Source organism: Nocardioides aequoreus, from assembly GCF_000720335.1.
Taxonomy (GTDB): domain Bacteria; phylum Actinomycetota; class Actinomycetes; order Propionibacteriales; family Nocardioidaceae; genus Marmoricola; species Marmoricola aequoreus.
In genome coordinates this window covers 453,018-472,322 of the sequence record NZ_JOJN01000001.1, presented here as the reverse complement: position 1 = coordinate 472,322, position 19,305 = coordinate 453,018, and the positions used below count along the sequence as shown (strand labels likewise).

Sequence of the window (19,305 nt, the reverse complement as noted above, 5' to 3'; positions counted from 1 at the left end):
TGGCAGTCGTGTCGACTCCCCCTCCGTCCTCACGCACCCTCGGTGACCTGCGTGCGAGCGGGCACGTGCACCGGGCCCTGCGCGAGGAGATCCGCGACAACCTCCTCTCCGCCCTCCGCGAGGGCCGCGACCCCTGGCCCGGCCTGCACGGCTTCTCGACGACGGTCGTGCCCCAGCTCGAGCGCGCGCTGATCGCCGGGCACGACATCGTGCTGCTCGGCGAGCGCGGGCAGGGCAAGACCCGGCTGCTGCGCACCCTGGTGGGCCTGCTCGACGAGTGGACGCCCGTCATCGCCGGCTCCGAGCTCGGCGAGCACCCCTACGAGCCGATCACCGTGGCCTCGCGCCGCCGTGCCGAGGCCGAGGGCGACCGGCTGCCGGTCGAGTGGCGCCACCGCGACGAGCGCTACGCCGAGAAGCTCGCGACCCCCGACACGTCGGTGGCCGACCTGATCGGCGACGTCGACCCGATGAAGGTGGCCGAGGGTCGCAGCCTGGGCGACCCCGAGACGATCCACTGGGGCCTGATCCCGCGCAGCCACCGCGGCATCGTCGCCATCAACGAGCTGCCCGACCTCGCCGAGCGGATCCAGGTCGCGATGCTCAACGTGATGGAGGAGCGCGACATCCAGGTGCGCGGCTACGTGCTGCGGCTGCCGCTCGACACGCTCGTGGTGGCCAGCGCCAACCCGGAGGACTACACCAACCGCGGTCGCATCATCACCCCGCTCAAGGACCGCTTCGGCGCGGAGATCCGCACCCATTACCCCGTCGAGCTCGACGACGAGGTCGCCGTGATCCGGCAGGAGGCCGCGCTGGTGGCCGAGGTGCCCGACCACCTGGTGGAGATCCTGGCGCGCTTCACCCGCGCGCTGCGCGAGTCGAGCTCGGTCGACCAGCGCTCCGGCGTCTCGGCCCGCTTCGCCATCGCCGGCGCCGAGACCATCGCCGCGGCCGCGCTGCACCGGGCGACGTCGCAGGGCGAGGAGCGCGCCGTCGCCCGGGTGGTCGACCTCGAGACCGCGGTCGACGTGCTCGGTGGCAAGGTGGAGTTCGAGACCGGTGAGGAGGGGCGCGAGCAGCAGGTGCTCGAGCACCTGCTCCGGCGAGCGACGGCCGAGACCGTGCGCACGCGGCTCGGCGGCCTCGACCTCGGGCTGCTGGTGCAGGCGGTCGAGGACGGCGCGATGGTGGTCACCGGCCCGCAGGTCCCGGCCCGCGACCTGCTGACGGGGCTCCCGACGCTGGGGGAGTCCGACCTCTACGACCAGCTCTTCGAGCGCCTCGACGCCCGCGACGACGGCCAGATGGCCGGCGCGGTCGAGCTCGCGCTCGAGGGACTCTTCCTGGCGCAGCGAGTCGGCAAGGACAGCGATGCGGAGGGGACGGTGTATGGGTGAGCGCTTCACCGCGAGCGTCGGCGCGGGCACCCTCCTGGAGGACGGGCCCGACTGCCTGGTCGTGCCGCACCACTGGACCGGCACGGGCATGAGCGTGCGCGGCGGCTTCACCGGTGCCCACGTGATGCACCTGGCGGTGGCGTGCTGCGTGCTCAACGACGTCTACCGCGAGGCCGAGCGGCGCGGGCTGCACCTCAACGGCGTGCACGTCACGGCCGAGGGCGGCTTCGACACCGACACCTGGCACTCCACCGGCGTCGAGTACGCCGTCGCGATCGACTCGGCGCTGCTGCCCGAGACCGTCGACCGGCTGGTCGGCGCGGTCGAGCGGGTCGCGGAGGTGCCGCGGGCACTGCGGCAGGGCGTCGGCGTACGCCGGGTTGGCCATGTCTGAGGACCCCACCCCGGGCCGCCGTCCGCGCGCCGCCGGCGGCGTCGCGCCGCGGCGTCCGGGTCGCTCGCGCTACGGCCGCTACGCCGGCGGCGACCCGCTGGCACCGCCCGTCGACCTCGCCGAGGCCCTGGAGTCGATCGGCGAGGACGTCATGGCGGGCCGGTCGCCCGAGCGGGCGATGCGCGAGTTCCTGCGCCGCGGCGGCCGCGACCAGCGGGGCCTCGACGACCTCGCCCGCCGGGTCGCCGAGCGCCGCCGGGAGCTGCTCGAGCGGCACTCGCTCGACGGCACCATGGAGCAGGTGCGCGAGCTGCTCGACCGGGCCGTGCTCGCCGAGCGCGGGCAGCTCGCCCGCGACGTCGAGATGGACGACGCCGACCGCGCCTTCCGCGAGCTGCGGCTCGACGGGCTGCCGCCCAGCACGGCGGCCGCGGTGAGCGAGCTCTCCGACTACGACTGGAGCAGCGCCGACGGGCGGGCGGCGTACGAGGAGATCAAGGAGCTGCTCGGCCGCGAGCTGCTCGACCAGCGCTTCGCGGGCATGAAGCAGGCGCTGGAGAGCGCGACCGACGAGGACCGGCAGGCCGTGCAGGAGATGCTCGCCGACCTCAACCAGCTGCTGGAGAAGCGCCGGCTGGGGGAGGACACCCCGGAGGACTTCGCGGACTTCATGGACCGGCACGGCCAGTTCTTCCCCGAGCAGCCGCAGGACCTCGACGAGCTGATGGACGCCCTGGCGCAGCGGGCCGCCGCGGCGCAGCGGCTGCGCAACAGCATGACCGCCGAGCAGCGGGCCGAGCTCGACGCGCTCGCGGCCCAGGCATTCGGGTCCCCGGACCTGATGGGCCAGCTCTCGCAGCTCGACGACCACCTGCAGGCGCTGCGGCCCGGCGAGGACTGGGCGGGCGGCGAGCAGTTCGACGGCGAGGAGGGCCTCGGCCTCGGCGACGGCACCGGCGTGCTGCAGGACCTCGCCGAGCTCGACGACCTCTCCGAGCAGCTCTCGCAGTCCTACGACGGCGCCCGGCTCGACGACGTCGACCTCGAGGCGCTCGAGCGCCAGCTCGGCGAGGAGGCCGGCGTCGACGCCCGCACCCTGGCCGCGCTGGAGCGGGCGCTCTCGGAGACCGGCATGCTCACCCGCGCCTCCGACGGGCAGCTGCGGCTCTCGCCGCAGGCGATGCGTCAGCTCGGCAAGGCGCTGCTCAAGGACGCCGCCGAGCGGCTCTCCGCGCGCCACGGGCAGCGCGACGTACGCCGCGCGGGTGCCGCCGGCGAGCAGTCGGGGGCCACCCGCGAGTGGGCCTTCGGCGACACCGAGCCGTGGGACGTGCCGCGCACGGTCGCCAACGCCGTCGTCCGCACGGCCGGGGAGGGCGGGTCGACGGCGCACGGCGTCCGCCTGCAGATCGGCGACGTCGAGGTGCAGGAGACCGAGGCGCGCACCCAGGCCGCGGTGGCCCTGCTCGTCGACACGTCCTTCTCCATGGCGATGGCCGACCGCTGGGTCCCGATGAAGCGCACGGCGCTGGCGCTGCACCAGCTGGTCTCCTCCCGCTTCCGCGGCGACGCGCTGCAGCTGGTCGGCTTCGGCCGCTCCGCGCAGGTGATGGACATCGAGCAGCTCACGGCCCTCGACGCGCAGTGGGAGAAGGGCACCAACCTGCACCACGCGCTGCTGCTCGCCAACCGCTTCTTCCGCAAGCACCCCTCGGCCCAGCCGGTGCTGCTCGTGGTCACCGACGGCGAGCCCACCAGCCACCTGGAGGCCGACGGCGAGGTGTGGTTCTCCTACCCGCCGCACCCGCTCACCCTGGCCTGGTCGGTGCGCGAGCTCGACAACGCCCGCCGCCTCGGCGCCCAGACCACCTTCTTCCGGCTCGGCGACGACCCCGGCCTCGCCCGCTTCCTCGACGGCCTCGCCGCCCGCGTCGAGGGGCGCGTGGTCAGCCCCGAGCTCGACGACCTCGGCGCCGCCGTCGTCGGCAGCTACCTCGGCGACCGCGACGCCCGCTCGCCCTACGGCCACCTCAGCGACTGGTACGGCGGCCGCGGCTTCTGGCACGCCGACTGAGGCCGCAGGCCGGGCGGTAGGTCGCGGGGGTGGGTCGCGGGGCCCATGTAACGCGGTGTTGTCGCATGTGAACAAGGGCTGTGCGGCCCGATCCCGTGCACAGCACCGCGGTAGATGAGTGGCGCCCTCAGCCGAGGTCCGCGGCGAGCACGTCGACGGTGCGCGCGTGCATCGTCGTACGCCGCTCCCAGGCCAGGCCGGCACGCTCGGCGACCCGGCGTGACGGTGCGTTGTCGGGCGCGACCACGGCGATGAGGCGTCGTACGCCGCGCGCCTCGGCGTGGGCACGGCAGGCGAGCGCCGCCTCGGTGGCCAGGCCGCGTCCCTGCGCCTCGGGGAGCAGGTGGTAGCCGAGCTCGAGGTCGCGGCGGCCGTCGGGCGCCTGCCAGGTCAGGCCGCACTCGCCGACGAAGACGCCGTCCTCGTGCAGCAGCCACAGCCCGAAGCCGTCGGCGGCGTAGCCGCGCCGGTGCCAGGCGATCCAGTCGGCGCACTCTGCCCGCGTCTTCGGGCGGGGGTAGTGCGCCATCACGACCGGGTCGCCGAGCAGCCGCTCGAGGAGGTCGAGGTCGGCCTCGTCCATCTCGCGGAAGGTCAGCCGCGCGGTCGGCTCAGGCGGCACGGCGTACGCCGTCCATGTGCCGCGGCGCTGTGGTGCCGACGCGCCGCGCACAGCCCTTGTTCACATGCGACAACACCGCGTTACATGCCGCACGCCCACGCCCACGCCCGCGCCCGCCCCCGCGCCGGCCCCCGCACCTCACCGCAGCGGGTCGAGCACCTCGTGGTCGCCGAGGGAGGCGACGAGGTGGCGCGACTGCTCGCGGCCGTCGCCGAGCAGGTGGTCGATGGCGGTGAGGCGGGCGGTCATGTGGCCGACGGCGTACTCGTCGGTCATGGCAATGCCGCCGTGGAGCTGGATCGCCTCCTGCCCGACGTGGCGACCGGCCTTGCTGACCTGCAGCTTGGCCCGGCGGGCTGCCTCGGTGACCTGCTCGGGCGTCGAGCCGGCGTCGGCGAGCACCATGCTCGCCCACTCCACGATGCTGCGGGTGAGCTCGACGGAGGTGTACATGTCGGCCGCGCGGAAGGTGAGCGCCTGGAAGCGGTTGAGCGTCACGCCGAACTGCTTGCGCTGGGTGAGGTACTCCGTGGTGCGCCGCAGCGCCGACTCCATCAGGCCGAGCGCCTCGTGGCAGTAGGCGATCTTGGCCGCGGCGACCACCCGGGCGAGCGCGGCGTGCGGGTCGACCGAGCCGTCGCCCAGCCGCTGCGCCGGGGCCCCATCGAGGACGACGCGGGCGGCGCGACCGCCGTCGAAGGTGGCGTACGACGTGACGGTGACGCCCTCGCCGGGGGAGACCAGGAAGAAGCCAAGCCCGTCGTCGACACGGGCGGAGACGACGAGCTGGTCGGCGCGACCGCCCACGAGCACGGGTTCCTTGGTGCCGGTGAGGGTGCCGTCCTTCTCGACGACGCCGTCGGCGGCGAGGTCCCAGCGGGTGGCCGGCTCGAGCAGCGCGGCGGCGACGACCCGCTCGCCGGCGGAGATCGCCCCGAGCACGTCCTGCTTCTGCTCGGCGGTGCCGAGGGCGGCGACGAGGCCGCCGGCCAGCACCACGGTCTCGACGTACGGCTCGGGCGCGACGACGCGGCCGAGCTCCTCGGCCACCAACGAGAGCTCGACGGGGCCGGCGCCCATGCCGCCGTCGGCCTCGGCGTACGGCAGCCCGAGCAGGCCCATCTCGGCCATGCGGCCCCACTGCTCCTCGCTGAAGCCGGGGTCCTCGGCGACGACGGCGCGTCGCTGCTCGTTGTCGAAGGAGGAGAAGAGGCTGCGGACGGCGTCGCGCAGCGCCTTCTGCTCGGAGTCGAGGGTGAAGTCCATGTCGCGCTCCTTCTCAGAGACCGAGGATGCTGCCGGCGATGATCTGGCGCTGGATCTCGTTGGACCCGCCGTAGATCGAGGCCTTGCGGTAGTTCAGGTAGAGCGGGGCCGAGACCCGGGCCCAGTCGGGCACCTCGGAGTCCTCGCCCGCCCCGGAGGCCAGCGCCAGCGGACCGGCGACGTCGACGAGCAGCTCGGTGACGGCCTGCTGCAGCACCGTGCCCTGCAGCTTGAGCACCGAGGAGGCCGGGTGGGGCTTGCCCTCGGAGGAGCTCGCGACCACCCGGAGGGCGGTGAGCTCGAGCGCCAGCAGGTCGTTCTCGAGCTCGGCGATCCGCGAGGCCAGCACGGCGTCGTCGAGCAGCCCGACCTCGCGGGCGTGCTCCTTGAGCGTGGCCAGGCGGCGCTTGGTCTGCCCGACGGGGGCGACGCCGACCCGCTCGTTGCCGAGCAGGAACTTGGCCATGGTCCAGCCCTGGTTCTCCTCGCCGACGAGGAGGTCGCCCGGCACCCGGACGCTCTCGAACCAGACCTCGTTGACCTCCTTGCCGCCGTCGATGAGCTTGATGGGGCGCACCGTGACGCCCTCGGTCTCGATCGGCACCAGGATCATCGAGATGCCCTGCTGCTTCTTCGGGGCGTCGGGGTCGGTGCGGCAGAGCACGAAGATCCAGTCGGCGTGCTGGCCGAGCGTGGTCCAGGTCTTCTGGCCGTCGATGACCCAGTCGTCGCCGTCGCGCACCGCACGGGTCTTCAGCGAGGCGAGGTCGGAGCCGGCGTCGGGCTCGGAGAAGCCCTGGGCCCACCAGATGTCGAGGTTGGCGGTCGGCGGGAGGAAGCGCTGCTTCATCTCCTCGCTGCCGAAGTGGGCGATGACCGGCCCGATCATGCCGGTGTTGAAGGCCAGCGGCGGGGGGACGCACGCCAGCTCCATCTCCTGCTGCCAGATGTGCCGCTGCAGCGGCGTCCAGTCGCGACCGCCCCACGCGGCCGGCCACGAGGGCACCGCGAGCCCGGCGGCGTTGAGGGTCTGCTGCGCCTCCACGATCTGGGCCTTGGTCAGGTGGTGACCGGCCCGGACCGCGTCACGGATCTCCGAGGCGACCTTCTCGGTGAAGAAGGCCCGCATCTCCTCGCGGAAGTCGGTGTCGTCCTTGCTCAGCGCCAACTGCATGCACGTGCTCCTCGCGTCGTACGGCGTACGTCGCGCACAGGTTACCGCGCAGTACGAAGCCTCAGGCGGCGAGTGCCTTCTCGATGTCGGCGGCGATCTTCTCGGGCTTGGTGGTCGAGCCGTAGCGCTTGAGCACCTGGCCGTCCTTGCCGACGAGGAACTTGGTGAAGTTCCACTTGATCTTCTCGCCGAGCAGGCCGGACTTCTCCGAGCGCAGCCACCGGTAGACCGGGTGGGCGTCGTCGCCGTTGACCTCGACCTTGGAGAACATCTGGAAGCTGACGCCGTAGTTCTTCTGGCAGAAGGCGCCGATCTCCTCGTCGCTCCCGGGGTCCTGGTTGCCGAACTGGTTGCAGGGGAAGCCGAGCACGGCCAGGCCCTGGTCGGCGTACTGCCGGTGCAGCTGCTCGAGGCCCTCCAGCTGCGGGGTGAAGCCGCACTGCGAGGCGGTGTTGACCACGAGAGCGACGTGGCCGTCGTACGCCGAGAGCGGGCGGTCCTCGCCGTCGATGGTGGTGGCGGTGAAGTCGTGCAGCGTGGTCACAGCGGGCCTTCCGGTCGTGGGTGCGTCGGTGCTTCGGAGCCCAGCCTGCCTCGGATGGGGTGGCGCCTCACGCGGTCGTGAGCGACGTCTCGATAGGTTCGCACCCGTGGCGCCCCTGATGTCGACCGACCCGACCGCCGACGCCGAGCGACTGCGTCGGCTGCGCCGGATGCAGGCGGTCGCGCTCGGGCTGCTGGTCCTCGCGGCGGTCGTGTACGTCGTGACGCTCGACCAGGACGGCTTCCTGGGCTTCGTCAACGCCGGGGCCGAGGCGAGCATGGTGGGCGCGATCGCGGACTGGTTCGCGGTGACGGCGCTCTTCCGCCACCCGCTGCGGCTGCCCATCCCGCACACGGCGCTGGTGCCGCGCAAGAAGGACGAGCTCGGCAAGAGCCTGGAGGAGTTCTTCGCGGAGAACTTCCTGCAGGAGCAGGTCGTGCGCGACCGTCTCGCCGCGGCCGACGTCGCCCGCCGGCTGGGCGGCTGGCTCGCGGAGCCCGACAACGCGGGCCGGGTGGTGGGCGAGGTCTCCACCGTGCTCGGCCTCGGCCTGCGCCGGCTCAAGGACGACGACGTCGAGGCGGTGGTGCGCGAGGTGATCGTGCCGCGCTTCGCCGCGGAGCCGGTCGCACCGCTCGCCGGCGGCTTCCTCGCCGAGGTGGTGCGCGACGGCTCCCACCGGGGCCTGGTCGACCTGGTGCTGGAGGAGGCGCACGACTGGCTGGTGCAGCACCAGGACGAGTTCACCGACGTGGTCGCGCAGCGCGCGCCGTGGTGGGCCCCCGACCGGCTCAACGACGTGATCGTCAACCGGCTGCACCTGGAGGCGATCCGGTGGGTCGCCGACATCCGCAGCGACCCCGACCACTCCGCCCGACGGGCCTTCGACAGCTTCCTGGCCCAGCTGGCCGAGGACCTGCAGCACGACCCGGAGACGCAGGAGCGCACCGAGGCCCTCAAGCGGCGGCTGCTGGAGCAGCCGCAGTTCCTGCGCACCGGCATGTCGCTGTGGTCCTCGCTGCGTACGGCGCTGCTCGCGGCGCTCGACGACTCCGACGGGCTGCTGCGCCGGCGCGCGACCACCGAGCTGGCGGCGTTCGGCACGCGCATCGGCGAGGACGACGACCTGCGGGCGCGCCTGGAGACCTGGGCGGCGGACCTGGTGGTGTGGGCGGTCGGGCGCTACGGCCAGGAGCTGACCAGTGTCATCACCGCCACCATCGAGCGCTGGGACGGCGTGGAGGCCGCGAAGAAGATCGAGCTGCACGTCGGGCGCGACCTGCAGTTCATCCGCATCAACGGCACCATCGTGGGTGGCCTGGTGGGCGTGGTGATCCACGCGGTCACACTGGTGCTGTGAACCCCTTCCGCCGCCGCGCCCGGGCCCCCGAGCCGATCGACGTGCCGATCCGCGAGGACGTGATCCGCCTCGGCCAGCTGCTCAAGCTGGCCAACCTGGTCGACCAGGGCTCCGACACCAAGGAGCTCCTGGCCGCCGAGGTCGTGACGGTCAACGGCGAGGTCGAGACCCGCCGCGGCCGCCAGCTGGTCGCCGGTGACGTCGTCGTGCTCCTCGTCGAGCACGCCCCACCCCCCGTGCGGGTGGTGCAGGAGTAGCTGGCAGATTCACCGGCCGGCCGGTGAATCCGCCACTGGCGCGACGAAATACCGCGACGCCAGTGGCAGTTTCGCGACCCCGGTGACCGGTTCGTCCCGGTGTGGCGACGCGGCCCGCCGTGCGCCGCCTCAGCGCCCGAACATGGCGCGGAAGGTCGCGCGCGACTGCGGGGCGGGGTGAAGCAGCTCGAAGTGCTCGAGCACCACGGGCATGTCGGGGCGGAAGCCGCGGCCGAGGGGGTCGTGGTCGGTGAGGTGGCGCTCGTGCGACGCGCGCCAGAAGGCGAGCGTGCCGTCTCCCTCGCCCTCGGCCCGGGCGTGCGCCTCGTCGACCTCGTCGAAGGGGACGACCGTGACGGAGGTGGTGGCCACCAGCGCCCGGGGGTGGCCGGCGGAGTCGAGCAGGATGCTCATGGTGCCGCGCTCGGGCAGCTGCTCCTCGCCGACGTAGTCGTCGCGGGCGCTGGTCATCGCGGTCTTCGTGCCCGCGAGCACCAGGGCGAGCAGGGCGTCGGCGTCGGGGTCGTCGCCGAAGGCCCAGGTCGGCGGGACGACGGAGCCGATCGCGTCGGGACCGAAGTAGCCCGGCATGGTCTCGAGGCGGGCGTGGCGCCGGGCCTCGTGCCAGAAGCGCTCGACCTCGCCCTCGACGGGCTCTCCCTGGCTCATCCCGAGACCCTACGTGCGCGGCGTCGCGCTCAGCTCACGGCCACCAGGTCGCACACGAAGATCAGCGTCTCGCCGGGCTGGATCACGCCACCGGCGCCGCGGTCGCCGTAGGCCAGGTGGGGCGGGATGACGAGGCGCCGACGGCCGCCGACGCGCATGCCCTGCACGCCCTGGTCCCAGCCGGAGATGACCTGGCCGATGCCGAGGCGGAAGTCGAGCGGCGCGCCCCGGTTGTACGACGCGTCGAACTCCTCGCCGGTGGAGTGCGCGACGCCGACGTAGTGCACCGACACGGTGCTGCCCGCGGTGGCCTCGTCGCCGTCGCCCTCGACGAGGTCGGTGACCTCGAGCTCGGTGGGCGGGGGGCCGTCGGGGAACTCGATCTCGGGCTTCTCTGCGCTCATGGCCACCACCTTGCCACGCCCCGGCCCGACCTGCGCGGCGCGGGTTGCCAGCAACCCATAGTCACATGCATACTCATGCATATGTCAGCCGACGGCAGCACCGCGGCGTACGACGAGGTCGCCGAGCTGTTCGGCGCGCTCTCCTCGCCGGCCCGCGCTGCGCTCGTGCACCGCCTCACCGAGGGGGAGCACACCGTGGGCGAGCTGGTCGAGGCGACAGGTCTCTCCCAGCCGCTGGTCTCCCAGCACCTGCGCGTGCTGCGGGGAGCGCGGCTGGTGATCGCCCACCGCCACGGTCGCCACGTCTGCTACACGCTCAGCGACGAGCACGTCGCCCACGTGTTCCTCGACGCCCTCCACCACGCCAAGGAGTCACCATGACCGCCACCCACGCCGAGGCCGAGAGCCACGCCCACACCCACGGACCGGGGTGCGGCCACGACGCCGTGGTGCACCTCGACCACGTCGACTACCTGCACGACGGCCACGCCCACCGCGAGCACGACGGCCACTACGACGAGTGCAGCAGCTGTCAGTGCGCCGACTGCTCCGACACCTGCGCGGCCTGCGACTGCGCCGAGTGCAGCTGCCCCACCTGCAACCACCAGGCGTGCAGCTGCGCCAACTGCTCCGACAGCTGCGCCAACTGCGTCTGCGCCGACTGCTCCTGCGCGACCTGCCAGCACGCCGCCTGAGCCGCGAGCCAACCGCCGCGCGGGCCCTACTCGTAGGGCTCGCGCGGCTCCGGTACGCCGACGACGTCGAGCGCCTCGACGACGGGCATGCCGGGACGGGGGCGCTCGCCGGTGCTGGGGTCGACCCAGGTGCCGGTGAGCCGTACCCAGCTCTCCGTCGTCGGCGCGGGGGCGCCCTCGACGCGCACCTGGTAGCCGACCGTGTCGGCGGCGCAGCACGACATCGAGAGCCGGTTGAGCACCCAGCCCTCGCCGCCCTCGGGCTGCGTCACGAAGCCGACCAGCTCGACGGTGCGCCCCGCGAGGGTGTCGTCCCACTGCGCCCGCGACTGGAACTCGCCGACCTTCATCCGCGTCGCCGGCCCGTCGTCGTCGACCTGCTCCCAGTCCTGCTCGGCCGCCACGGCGACGGCGCTGCGCTCGGCGGTGTAGGCCCCGAGCGCCGGCGGGCTGATCACGAAGACGGCGACGACGGGGACCAGCAGCAGCCACGATGCCGCGGGGGCCCGGTCCTCGGTGCGGCCGGCGAGCAGCACCACGCGCACGGCCAGCAGCACCAGCACGACCGCCGTGATCAGCAGCGGCCAGCGCATCCAGCCGTTGACGTAGCGCAGGTGGGCGTCGGTCAGGGCCAGGCGGGCGCAGACGCCGCCCGTCAGCGCGAGCACGACGCCCTGGGTCCGCAGGATCACAGCAACCACCATCCGACGAGCACGGCCGAGACCGTGGCGACCACGAGCACGAGCGGGACGAAGACCATCGCGAAGCGCCGGCCGAAGTAGCCCGCCTCCAGGCTCGCGAGCTTGACGTCCATCGCCGGGCCGACGACCAGGAAGACGAGCTTCGCCGTGGGTGAGAAGGCCGTCAGCGAGGCGGCCACGAAGGCGTCGGTCTGGGAGCAGAGCGCGACGACGAAGGCGAAGAGCGCGAGCACGACGACGCTGACGAGCAGGTTGCCGGCCAGGGTGTCGAGCACCGCGCGCGGCACGAAGGCGTTGACCGCGGCGGCGATCGTGGCGCCCATCACGACGTAGCCCGCGGCCTGCATCAGGTCGTGGTGCACCGAGGCGAGGAACCCCTTCATGCCGGTGCCGTGCTCGTGCATGCTGCCCTGGCCGAAGCGGGGCGGGGTGCGCCGGCCCACCTTGATCCACAGCCAGCCGACGGCGACGGCCGTGGCCATGGAGGCGACGAAGCGGGCCAGCGCCATCTCCGGCATCCCCGGGAAGGCGACCAGGGTCGAGGCGATGACCACGGGGTTGACGGCCGGCGCGGCGAGCAGGAAGGTCAGTGCCGCGGCCGGGGCGACGCCCTGCCGCATCACGCCGCCGGCGATGGGGATCGACGCGCACTCGCAGCCGACCAGGCCCACGCCGGCCACGCCGGCCACCGGCACCGCGGCCGCCGGGTTACGCGGCATCACGCGGCGCACGAGGCGCTCGGAGAGGAAGGTGGAGATCAGCGCCGCCACGACGACGCCGAAGACGAGGAAGGGCAGCGACTGCACGACCACGGCCACGAACATCGCCGCCCAGGCCCGCACCGCGGGGGCGTCGAGCATGCCGGTGATCCATCCCTGGGCTAGCAGCAGCACCAGCAGGCCGAGCACGACGAGCTCGGGCTGCCCGAGCCACCGGTGGGGCCCGTCGGGGGCGGCCGGGCCGGCCGGAACGGCGTCCCGGGCCTCGTCGGCGGCCGGAGGGAGCGTCGTCACCCGCAGCACCGAAGTGCATGGCGGGAGTGGGAGCCATTGCCAACTACCCGTGTCGTCCCCGGCGGCACTACCGTCAGGGGGTGAGCAGCGACCAGCCCCTCCCGTCCTTCGCCGACCTCGGCCTCGGTGAGGCCGTGCTCCGCAGCCTCGCCGACGTGGGCTACGAGACGCCCTCGCCGATCCAGGCGCAGACCGTGCCGCCCCTGCTCGCCGGGCGCGACGTCGTGGGCCTCGCCCAGACCGGCACCGGCAAGACCGCCGCCTTCGCCCTGCCCGTGCTCGACCGGCTCGAGCCGCGCTACGGCGCGGTGCAGGCGCTGGTGCTGGCCCCCACCCGCGAGCTGGCACTGCAGGTCTGCGAGGCCTTCGGCCGCTACGCCAGCCACCTGCGCGACGTCCACGTGCTGCCCGTCTACGGCGGTCAGGGGTACGGCGTGCAGCTCTCGGCGCTGCGTCGCGGCGTCGACGTCGTCGTCGGCACCCCCGGCCGCGTGATGGACCACCTCGAGAAGGGCACGCTCGACCTCTCCCGGCTCCGCTTCCTGGTGCTCGACGAGGCCGACGAGATGCTCAACATGGGCTTCGCCGAGGACGTCGAGACGATCCTGGCCGAGACGCCCGACGACAAGCAGGTCGCGCTCTTCTCCGCGACCATGCCGAGCGCGATCCGGCGGCTGTCGAAGAAGTACCTCGACGACCCCGTCGAGATCACCGTCGAGCGCACCAAGGCGCAGGCCACCAACATCACGCAGCGCTACCTGACGGTCTCCTACCCGCAGAAGGTCGACGCCCTCACGCGGATCCTCGAGGTCGAGAACTTCGAGGCGATGATCGTCTTCGTCCGCACCAAGAACGAGACCGAGATGCTCGCGGAGCGGCTCCGGGTGCGCGGTCTCAGCGCCCAGGCGATCAACGGCGACGTGGCGCAGCAGCAGCGCGAGCGCACCGTCGACCAGCTCCGCAACGGCACCCTCGACATCCTGGTCGCGACCGACGTCGCCGCCCGCGGGCTCGACGTGCCGCGGATCAGCCACGTCGTCAACTACGACATCCCCACCGACACCGAGTCCTACGTGCACCGCATCGGACGCACCGGGCGGGCCGGTCGCAGCGGCGACGCGATCTCCTTCGTGACCCCGCGCGAGCGCTACCTGCTGCGCCACATCGAGAAGGCCACCGGTCAGCCGCTGCAGCAGATGTCGCTGCCCAGCGTCGAGGACGTCAACGCCACCCGGCTCAGCCGCTTCGACGACGCCATCACCGAGGCGCTCGGGCAGACCTCGCGCGTCGAGCGCTTCCGCGACATCGTCGGCCACTACGTCGCGGAGCACGACGTGCCCGAGGTCGACGTGGCCGCCGCGCTGGCCATCGTGGCGCAGGGCGACGAGCCGCTGCTGCTCGACCCCGCCTCCGACGCGATGCGCACGCCCCCCAGTCGTCCCGACCGTCCCGACAAGGGTGGCCGCGAGGGCCGGCCCGAGCGCGGGTCACGGCCGCGCCGCAGCGGCGACGCCGCGCTGGCGACGTACCGGATCGCGGTGGGCAAGCGCCACAAGGTCGAGCCCCGACAGATCGTCGGCGCACTGGCCAACGAGGGCGGCCTGGGCCGCGGCGACTTCGGGAAGATCACGATCCGCCCGGACCACTCGCTGGTCGAGCTGCCGCGTCAGCTGCCCGAGGACGCCTGGTCGCGGCTGAAGGACACGCGGATCAGCGGCAAGCTCATCGAGCTCGCGCTCGACGAGGGTCCGTCCGGACGCCGCCCCCCGCCGTCGGAGCGCAAGCCGCGCCACAAGAAGCGCGACTGACGCTGCCGTGACCGGCTGGCTGCCGCTGCTCGAGCGGCACACCACGGCCTTCGGCGAGCTCCTCGCCGGCGCCGAGCTCGAGGCGCCGGTGCTGGGCTGCCCCGGGTGGGACCTGCGCGCACTGGCGCAGCACCTCGGCTGGATCCACCAGTGGGCCACGCAGGCCGTGGTCACGGGCGCGCCGCCCGGCGACCCCGCCGACGGGCCGGACGAGCGCTCCGCGCTGTGCCGGTGGTACGCCGCCAGCGCGACCGCGCTGGTCGAGGCGCTGCGCGAGGCCGGACCCGACGGCGCCGCCTGGACCTTCGGGCCACCGAAGGGCCGCGCGGCCTTCTGGCAGCGCCGGCAGGTGCACGAGACGCGGCTGCACCTCTGGGACGCCCGCACCAGCCAGGGCACCCCCGACGAGGTCGAGCCGCAGCTGGCCTGGGACGGCGTGCTCGAGGTGGCCGAGGTCTTCTACCCGCGGCAGCTCCGGATGGGGCGGCTCGCGCCGCTGCGCGGCACGCTGGTGCTGCAGGCGACCGACGTGGGGGGCGAGCTCGGCCTGGGCGAGGGGGAGCGCACGGTGGTGCGCGCGCCGGCGTCCGACCTGCTGCTGATGGTGTGGCACCGGCTGCCCCCGCCCGCCGACGCCGGCTCGCTGCTCGGCGCCGCGCTGACGCCGTGACTCAGGTCTGGTGCACGTAGGAGTCGAGCTGGTCGCGCTCGAAGGTGAGCTGCGTGATCCTGCTCTTCACCACGTCGCCGATGCTGACCACGCCCGTCAGGGCGCCGTCGACGACGACGGGCACGTGACGGATGCGGCGCTCGGTCATCTGGCCCATCAGGGCGTCGAGGTCGTCGTCGGGGCCGCAGGTGTGGACCGTCGCGGTCATGATCGAGCTGACGGCGGCGCCGAGCACCTCGGCGCCCTGCTGCAGCCGGCGCACGACGTCGCGCTCGCTGACGATGCCCTCGACCGACGACCCGTCGCCGCTGACCACGACCGCCCCGATGTTGTGCTCGCCGAGGAGCGCGACGAGCTCGCGCACCGTGGCGTCGGGCGAGATGGTGACGACCGACTGGCTGCTCTTGCCTCGGACGACGTCCTTGATCTTCATCGCGACCTCCCACGAGCCGGGTGAGTGGATTGGTCCCGAATGTAGTGGCCGTCGCGTCTCGGCGACAGGGCGTCGGTCCTCGGTACTAGTCCTCCTCGTCCGCCGCCTCTGCCTCGGGCGCGGGGCGCCGGGCGCTGAGGTCGTGCACGGTGCCCCCGCGGCCGTCGTGGGGGTCGTGGTCCTCGTGCGACCCGAGGAAGGCGAGCGCCTGGTCGTGGAGCTTGCCGTTGGTGGCCAGCGCGCTGCCGCCGGTGGGCCCGGGCGTGCCGTCGAGCGAGGTGAAGACCCCGCCCGCCTCGCGCACGATGACGTCGAGCGCGGCCATGTCGTAGAGCTCGAGCTCGGGCTCGGTGGCGATGTCGACCGCCCCCTCCGCGACCAGCATGTGGGACCAGAAGTCGCCGTAGGCCCGGGTGCGCCACACGCGGCGCGAGAGCGAGAGGAAGTCCTCGAGCCGGCCGCGCTCGTCCCATCCGTGCAGCGAGGAGTAGGAGAGCGAGGCGTCCTCGACGCGCGAGACGTCGCTGACCTGGCAGCGGCTGGCCCGGAGCAGCGACTTGCCGGTCCAGGCGCCGCCACCCTTCATCGCCCACCAGCGCCGGTTGAGCGCCGGGGCCGAGACGACGCCGACGACGACCTCGTCGTCGACCATCAGCGCGATCAGGCTCGCCCAGACGGGGACGCCCCGTACGAAGTTCTTGGTGCCGTCGATCGGGTCGACCACCCAGCGACGCTGGCTGTGCCCGACCGAGCCCTGCTCCTCGCCGAGCACCGCGTCGCGGGGCCGGGCACGCGAGAGCACGCGGCGCACGCCCTCCTCGACGGACTTGTCGGCGTCGGTCACCGGCGTCAGGTCGGGCTTGGTCATCACGTGGAGGTCGAGGGACTTGAACCGGCTCTGCGAGGTCGAGTCGGCGTCGTCGGCGAGGACGTGCGCCAGCCGCAGGTCGTCGGTGAAGTCGGCTGCCATGATTCACAGCCTAGGCTCAGGCGCCGGGAGTACCTTCCCGCGCATGGAGATCAACGGTGTCCCGCTGCACCCGCTCGTCGTCCACGCAGCGGTCGTGCTCACCCCGCTGGCCGCGCTCACGGCGCTCGCCTACGTCGTCCCGCGCTTCCGGGCCTCGCTGCGCTGGCCGCTGCTGGTCGTCACGGTCCTCGCGCTGGCCAGCGTCTTCGTCGCCGTCGCCAGCGGCGAGGACCTGCTCGAGAGCCGCGGGATGGAGTCGCCGCTCATCGAGACCCACGAGGAGCGCGCCGAGCTGCTGCGCACCGTGATGATCGGCTTCACGCTCGTCGTGGCCGCCGCCGTCGCGCTGCTGCCGCGGCGAGGGCGCGACGGCGCGGCCACCGCGTCGCGCAGCGCCGTGCTCACCCTGCCGGTCACGCTGCTGCTCGTGGTCGGCGCGATCGCGGTCACCGGGCTGGTCGTGCTCACCGGCGACGCCGGCGCCCGGTCGGTGTGGGGCTGAGCCACCTGCCCCGGGCGCGACCAGTCCGGGCCCTCACCACTCCTGGGCGGCCTCGCGGGAGGCCAGCAGCCGGCGGAACGACGCGACCCGCTCGGCCTGGGTGCCGGTGGCGTCGTCGAGGCCGCACTCGGGCTCGCCCTCGCCGTGCGTGCACCCACGGGGGCAGCTCCAGGTGAGCTCGTGGAGGTCCTCGAAGGCCTCGATCAGCTGCGCGGGGTCGACGTGGGCGAGCCCAAAGGAGCGGATGCCGGGGGTGTCGACGATCCAGCCGTCGCCGCGAGGCAGCGTGAGCATCAGCGCGCTGGTCGAGGTGTGCCGGCCGCGACCGGTGACCACGTTGACGCCGCCGGTCGACCGGTGCGCGTCGGGCACCAGCGCGTTGACGAGCGTCGACTTGCCGACGCCGCTGTGCCCCAGCATCACGCTGGTGCGTCCCTGGAGGCGCTGCAGCAGCGGCGTGACGTCCTCGCCGCGCTGCGTGACGACGTACGGCACGTCGAGCGGGCGGTAGCCGGCCAGCACCGGCTCGGGGTCGGCGAGGTCGGCCTTGGTCAGGCACAGCAGCGGGTCCATGCCGGCGTCGTACGCCGCCACGAGCGCGCGGTCGACCAGTCCCTGCCGCGGGGGCGGGTCGGCGAGCGCGACCACGACGACGAGCTGGTCGGCGTTGGCGACGATCACGCGCTCGACCGGGTCGTCGTCGTCGGCGGTGCGGCGCAGCACGGTCACCCGCTCGTCGACCAGCACGATCCGGGCCAGCGTGCCCTCGGCGCCGGAGCTGTCGCCGACGAGGCGGACCCGGTCGCCGACCACGACGCCCTTGCGCCCGAGCGGCCGCGACTTCATCGCGGTGACGACGACCTGCGGGTCGTCGGCGAGCCGGCAGGTGTAGCGGCCGCGGTCGACGGTCACGACCACCGCCGGCACCGCGTCGTCGTACGACGGCCGCTCCTTGGTGCGTGGCCGGGTGCGGCGCCGGGGTCGCTCGTAGTGCTCGGGGTCCTCAGCGCCGTAGCGCCCGGTCGACCCCGCCACTCAGAACAGCCCCGCCCACACCTCGGCGAAGCCGGGGAAGGTCTTGGCGGTCGTCGCGACGTTCTCCACCAGCACCCCCTCGACCCGGGACCCGACCACGACGGCGGCGTGCGCCATCCGGTGGTCGGCGTAGGTCTTGAACTCGCCCCCGTGCAGCGTCGCCGGCGCGATCGTGAGCCCGTCGGGGTGCTCCTGGACGCCGGCTCCCAGCCCCTGCAGCTCCACGGCGAGGGCGGTCAGGCGGTCGGTCTCGTGGCCGCGGATGTGGGCGACGCCGCGCAGGCGGGAGGGGGAGTCGGCCAGCGCGCACAGCGCGGCCACGGCGGGGGTGAGCTCGCCGACGTCGTGCAGGTCGGCGTCGATGCCCTCGATGCGGCCGCTGCCGGTGACGGTGAGCCCGGCGTCGTCGAGCGACACGGTGGCGCCCATCCGCGCGAGCAGGTCGCGCAGCGCGTCGCCGGCCTGGTGCGTGGCGCGGGGCCAGCCGGGCACCGTCACGCGGCCGCCGCTGGTGAGCGCCAGCATCAGGAAGGGCGCGGCGTTGGAGAGGTCGGGCTCGATCGTCACGTCGGTGGCGCGCACGGGCTGCGGCGGCACCCGCCAGCGGTCGGGCTCGGTGTCGTCGACCTCGACGCCGTGCTCGCGCAGGCAGGCGACGGTCATGTCGATGTGGGGGAGCGAGGGCACGGGCTCGCCCTCGTGGCGCACGTCGACGCCCTCGTCGTACGCCGCCCCGGCCAGCAGCAGCGCCGAGACGAACTGGCTGCTCGCCGACGCGTCGATGACCACGGTGCCGCCGCGCACCGCGCCGGTGCCGCGCACCGTGAAGGGCAGCGTCGCGCGCCCCTCGTCCTCGACCTCGACCCCGAGGCCGTGCAGCGCGTCGAGCACGCCGGACATCGGCCGGGTGCGCGCGTGGGCGTCGCCGTCGAAGGTGACCTCGTCGTCGGCGAGCGCCGCCAGCGGCGGCACGAAGCGCATCACGGTGCCCGCGAGGCCGCAGTCGACGCTGCCGCCGTGCAGCGGCCCCGGCGTCACGGCCCAGTCGTCACCGGAGGCGTCGACCCGCGAGCCCAGTGACGTCAGCGCCGCCGCCATCAGCTCGGTGTCGCGCGAGCGCAGCGCGCGTCGTACGACGCTGGGGCCGTCGGAGAGCGCGGCGAGCAGCAGCGCCCGGTTGGTCAGCGACTTCGACCCCGGGAGCGCGACGGTGGCCGCGACGGGGGCGTGCGCGACCGGAGCGGGCCAGAGGTCCTCGTGGGCGGTCGTCACACGACCCAGGCTAACGAGGGACGAGCTCCCGCCGGGCCGTGC

At 73.6% G+C, this 19,305-nt stretch carries 22 protein-coding genes; 10 read left to right on the top strand and 12 right to left on the bottom strand.

Annotated features, from left to right (window positions below; genetic code table 11):
* Positions 1–8: 8 nt before the first annotated feature.
* Genes IG63_RS0102280 through IG63_RS0102270 form a run of 3 tightly spaced genes read left to right on the top strand, consistent with a single transcriptional unit; the run spans position 9 to position 3,868 of the window.
* A complete protein-coding gene (locus tag IG63_RS0102280) occupies positions 9–1,400 on the top strand; it encodes a magnesium chelatase ATPase subunit I (RefSeq protein ID WP_030482761.1) in 1,392 nt (463 codons plus the stop codon).
* Positions 1,393–1,794, top strand: coding sequence for an OsmC family protein (locus IG63_RS0102275; protein WP_030482760.1), 402 nt, complete (start codon positions 1,393–1,395; stop codon positions 1,792–1,794). The genes IG63_RS0102280 and IG63_RS0102275 overlap by 8 nt, the downstream gene beginning before the upstream one ends.
* Positions 1,787–3,868, top strand: a complete 2,082-nt coding sequence (locus IG63_RS0102270; RefSeq protein ID WP_245604263.1) for a vWA domain-containing protein — start codon at positions 1,787–1,789, stop codon at positions 3,866–3,868. The genes IG63_RS0102275 and IG63_RS0102270 overlap by 8 nt, the downstream gene beginning before the upstream one ends.
* A 127-nt stretch (positions 3,869–3,995) precedes the next feature.
* On the opposite strand, the gene IG63_RS0102265 is transcribed toward IG63_RS0102270, so the two are convergent.
* From IG63_RS0102265 to IG63_RS0102250, 4 genes are all read right to left on the bottom strand, one after another.
* Positions 3,996–4,490 carry a GNAT family N-acetyltransferase gene (locus IG63_RS0102265; RefSeq protein WP_030482758.1) on the bottom strand — a complete coding sequence of 165 codons (495 nt, stop codon included), beginning with the start codon at positions 4,488–4,490 and terminating at the stop codon, positions 3,996–3,998.
* A gap of 138 nt (positions 4,491–4,628) precedes the next feature.
* On the bottom strand, positions 4,629–5,756 hold the full coding sequence (locus IG63_RS0102260) for an acyl-CoA dehydrogenase family protein (protein ID WP_030482757.1): 1,128 nt from the start codon (positions 5,754–5,756) through the stop codon (positions 4,629–4,631).
* Between the two features lie 13 nt (positions 5,757–5,769).
* A complete protein-coding gene (locus IG63_RS0102255) occupies positions 5,770–6,930 on the bottom strand; it encodes an acyl-CoA dehydrogenase family protein (RefSeq protein WP_030482756.1) in 1,161 nt (386 codons plus the stop codon).
* A 61-nt stretch (positions 6,931–6,991) separates the two neighbouring features.
* Positions 6,992–7,474, bottom strand: a complete 483-nt coding sequence (locus IG63_RS0102250; RefSeq protein WP_030482755.1) for a glutathione peroxidase — start codon at positions 7,472–7,474, stop codon at positions 6,992–6,994.
* A gap of 106 nt (positions 7,475–7,580) precedes the next feature.
* Between IG63_RS0102250 and IG63_RS0102245 the strand changes: the two genes are divergently transcribed.
* Both IG63_RS0102245 and IG63_RS0102240 read left to right on the top strand, forming a co-directional pair.
* The gene (locus tag IG63_RS0102245; protein ID WP_245604261.1) at positions 7,581–8,834 is read left to right on the top strand and encodes a DUF445 domain-containing protein; all 1,254 of its coding nucleotides are present in this window, start codon (positions 7,581–7,583) and stop codon (positions 8,832–8,834) included.
* 47 nt (positions 8,835–8,881) lie between these two features.
* Complete coding sequence (locus IG63_RS0102240) at positions 8,882–9,091, top strand: RNA-binding S4 domain-containing protein (protein ID WP_211249178.1); 210 nt, start codon at positions 8,882–8,884, stop codon at positions 9,089–9,091.
* A 129-nt stretch (positions 9,092–9,220) separates the two neighbouring features.
* On the opposite strand, the gene IG63_RS0102235 is transcribed toward IG63_RS0102240, so the two are convergent.
* Both IG63_RS0102235 and IG63_RS0102230 read right to left on the bottom strand, forming a co-directional pair.
* Positions 9,221–9,760, bottom strand: a complete 540-nt coding sequence (locus IG63_RS0102235; RefSeq protein WP_036194163.1) for an ASCH domain-containing protein — start codon at positions 9,758–9,760, stop codon at positions 9,221–9,223.
* Between the two features lie 29 nt (positions 9,761–9,789).
* Complete coding sequence (locus IG63_RS0102230; RefSeq protein WP_030482751.1) at positions 9,790–10,164, bottom strand: FKBP-type peptidyl-prolyl cis-trans isomerase; 375 nt, start codon at positions 10,162–10,164, stop codon at positions 9,790–9,792.
* Between the two features lie 81 nt (positions 10,165–10,245).
* Between IG63_RS0102230 and IG63_RS0102225 the strand changes: the two genes are divergently transcribed.
* Together IG63_RS0102225 and IG63_RS0102220 are read left to right on the top strand one after the other, a co-directional pair.
* Positions 10,246–10,545 (top strand): ArsR/SmtB family transcription factor, encoded by a 300-nt coding sequence (locus IG63_RS0102225; RefSeq protein WP_030482750.1) that lies wholly within the window; start codon positions 10,246–10,248, stop codon positions 10,543–10,545.
* Positions 10,542–10,859, top strand: a complete 318-nt coding sequence (locus IG63_RS0102220; protein ID WP_030482749.1) for a hypothetical protein — start codon at positions 10,542–10,544, stop codon at positions 10,857–10,859. The genes IG63_RS0102225 and IG63_RS0102220 overlap by 4 nt, the downstream gene beginning before the upstream one ends.
* 26 nt (positions 10,860–10,885) lie before the next feature.
* Here the strand turns inward: IG63_RS0102220 and IG63_RS0102215 are convergent, their stop codons facing one another.
* Together IG63_RS0102215 and IG63_RS0102210 are read right to left on the bottom strand one after the other, a co-directional pair.
* A complete protein-coding gene (locus IG63_RS0102215) occupies positions 10,886–11,551 on the bottom strand; it encodes a TIGR03943 family putative permease subunit (RefSeq protein WP_051706050.1) in 666 nt (221 codons plus the stop codon).
* Positions 11,548–12,573 carry a permease gene (locus IG63_RS0102210; protein WP_051706049.1) on the bottom strand — a complete coding sequence of 342 codons (1,026 nt, stop codon included), beginning with the start codon at positions 12,571–12,573 and terminating at the stop codon, positions 11,548–11,550. The genes IG63_RS0102215 and IG63_RS0102210 overlap by 4 nt, the downstream gene beginning before the upstream one ends.
* An 80-nt stretch (positions 12,574–12,653) precedes the next feature.
* Between IG63_RS0102210 and IG63_RS0102205 the strand changes: the two genes are divergently transcribed.
* Positions 12,654–14,381 (top strand): DEAD/DEAH box helicase, encoded by a 1,728-nt coding sequence (locus tag IG63_RS0102205; protein WP_036194162.1) that lies wholly within the window; start codon positions 12,654–12,656, stop codon positions 14,379–14,381.
* Between the two features lie 7 nt (positions 14,382–14,388).
* Positions 14,389–15,051 carry a maleylpyruvate isomerase family mycothiol-dependent enzyme gene (locus tag IG63_RS0102200; RefSeq protein WP_051706048.1) on the top strand — a complete coding sequence of 221 codons (663 nt, stop codon included), beginning with the start codon at positions 14,389–14,391 and terminating at the stop codon, positions 15,049–15,051.
* A gap of 1 nt (position 15,052) precedes the next feature.
* Here the strand turns inward: IG63_RS0102200 and IG63_RS0102195 are convergent, their stop codons facing one another.
* Positions 15,053–15,484, bottom strand: coding sequence for a CBS domain-containing protein (locus IG63_RS0102195; protein ID WP_030482744.1), 432 nt, complete (start codon positions 15,482–15,484; stop codon positions 15,053–15,055).
* Positions 15,485–15,569: 85 nt separating this feature from the next.
* Positions 15,570–16,454 (bottom strand): histidinol-phosphatase, encoded by an 885-nt coding sequence (hisN, locus tag IG63_RS0102190; protein ID WP_030482743.1) that lies wholly within the window; start codon positions 16,452–16,454, stop codon positions 15,570–15,572.
* Positions 16,455–16,497: 43 nt separating this feature from the next.
* Here hisN and IG63_RS0102185 point away from each other — a divergent pair, with 43 nt between their 5' ends.
* On the top strand, positions 16,498–16,956 hold the full coding sequence (locus IG63_RS0102185) for a DUF2231 domain-containing protein (RefSeq protein ID WP_030482742.1): 459 nt from the start codon (positions 16,498–16,500) through the stop codon (positions 16,954–16,956).
* Positions 16,957–16,989: 33 nt separating this feature from the next.
* Here the strand turns inward: IG63_RS0102185 and rsgA are convergent, their stop codons facing one another.
* A complete protein-coding gene (gene rsgA / locus IG63_RS0102180; protein WP_030482741.1) occupies positions 16,990–17,991 on the bottom strand; it encodes a ribosome small subunit-dependent GTPase A in 1,002 nt (333 codons plus the stop codon).
* Positions 17,992–19,263, bottom strand: a complete 1,272-nt coding sequence (aroA, locus tag IG63_RS0102175) for a 3-phosphoshikimate 1-carboxyvinyltransferase (RefSeq protein ID WP_030482740.1) — start codon at positions 19,261–19,263, stop codon at positions 17,992–17,994.
* Positions 19,264–19,305 lie beyond the last annotated feature (42 nt).

Excerpts from the sequence above, each read along its gene's own strand:
- IG63_RS0102230 (WP_030482751.1), bottom strand. The coding sequence starts at position 10,164 with ATGAGCGCAGAGAAGCCCGAGATCGAGTTCCCCGACGGCCCCCCGCCC.
- IG63_RS0102195 (WP_030482744.1), bottom strand. The coding sequence starts at position 15,484 with ATGAAGATCAAGGACGTCGTCCGAGGCAAGAGCAGCCAGTCGGTCGTC.
- IG63_RS0102185 (WP_030482742.1), top strand. The coding sequence starts at position 16,498 with ATGGAGATCAACGGTGTCCCGCTGCACCCGCTCGTCGTCCACGCAGCG.
- IG63_RS0102235 (WP_036194163.1), bottom strand. The coding sequence starts at position 9,760 with ATGAGCCAGGGAGAGCCCGTCGAGGGCGAGGTCGAGCGCTTCTGGCAC.
- hisN (WP_030482743.1), bottom strand. The coding sequence starts at position 16,454 with ATGGCAGCCGACTTCACCGACGACCTGCGGCTGGCGCACGTCCTCGCC.
- IG63_RS0102260 (WP_030482757.1), bottom strand. The coding sequence starts at position 5,756 with ATGGACTTCACCCTCGACTCCGAGCAGAAGGCGCTGCGCGACGCCGTC.
- IG63_RS0102220 (WP_030482749.1), top strand. The coding sequence starts at position 10,542 with ATGACCGCCACCCACGCCGAGGCCGAGAGCCACGCCCACACCCACGGA.
- IG63_RS0102225 (WP_030482750.1), top strand. The coding sequence starts at position 10,246 with ATGTCAGCCGACGGCAGCACCGCGGCGTACGACGAGGTCGCCGAGCTG.
- IG63_RS0102270 (WP_245604263.1), top strand. The coding sequence starts at position 1,787 with ATGTCTGAGGACCCCACCCCGGGCCGCCGTCCGCGCGCCGCCGGCGGC.
- IG63_RS0102255 (WP_030482756.1), bottom strand. The coding sequence starts at position 6,930 with ATGCAGTTGGCGCTGAGCAAGGACGACACCGACTTCCGCGAGGAGATG.
- IG63_RS0102275 (WP_030482760.1), top strand. The coding sequence starts at position 1,393 with ATGGGTGAGCGCTTCACCGCGAGCGTCGGCGCGGGCACCCTCCTGGAG.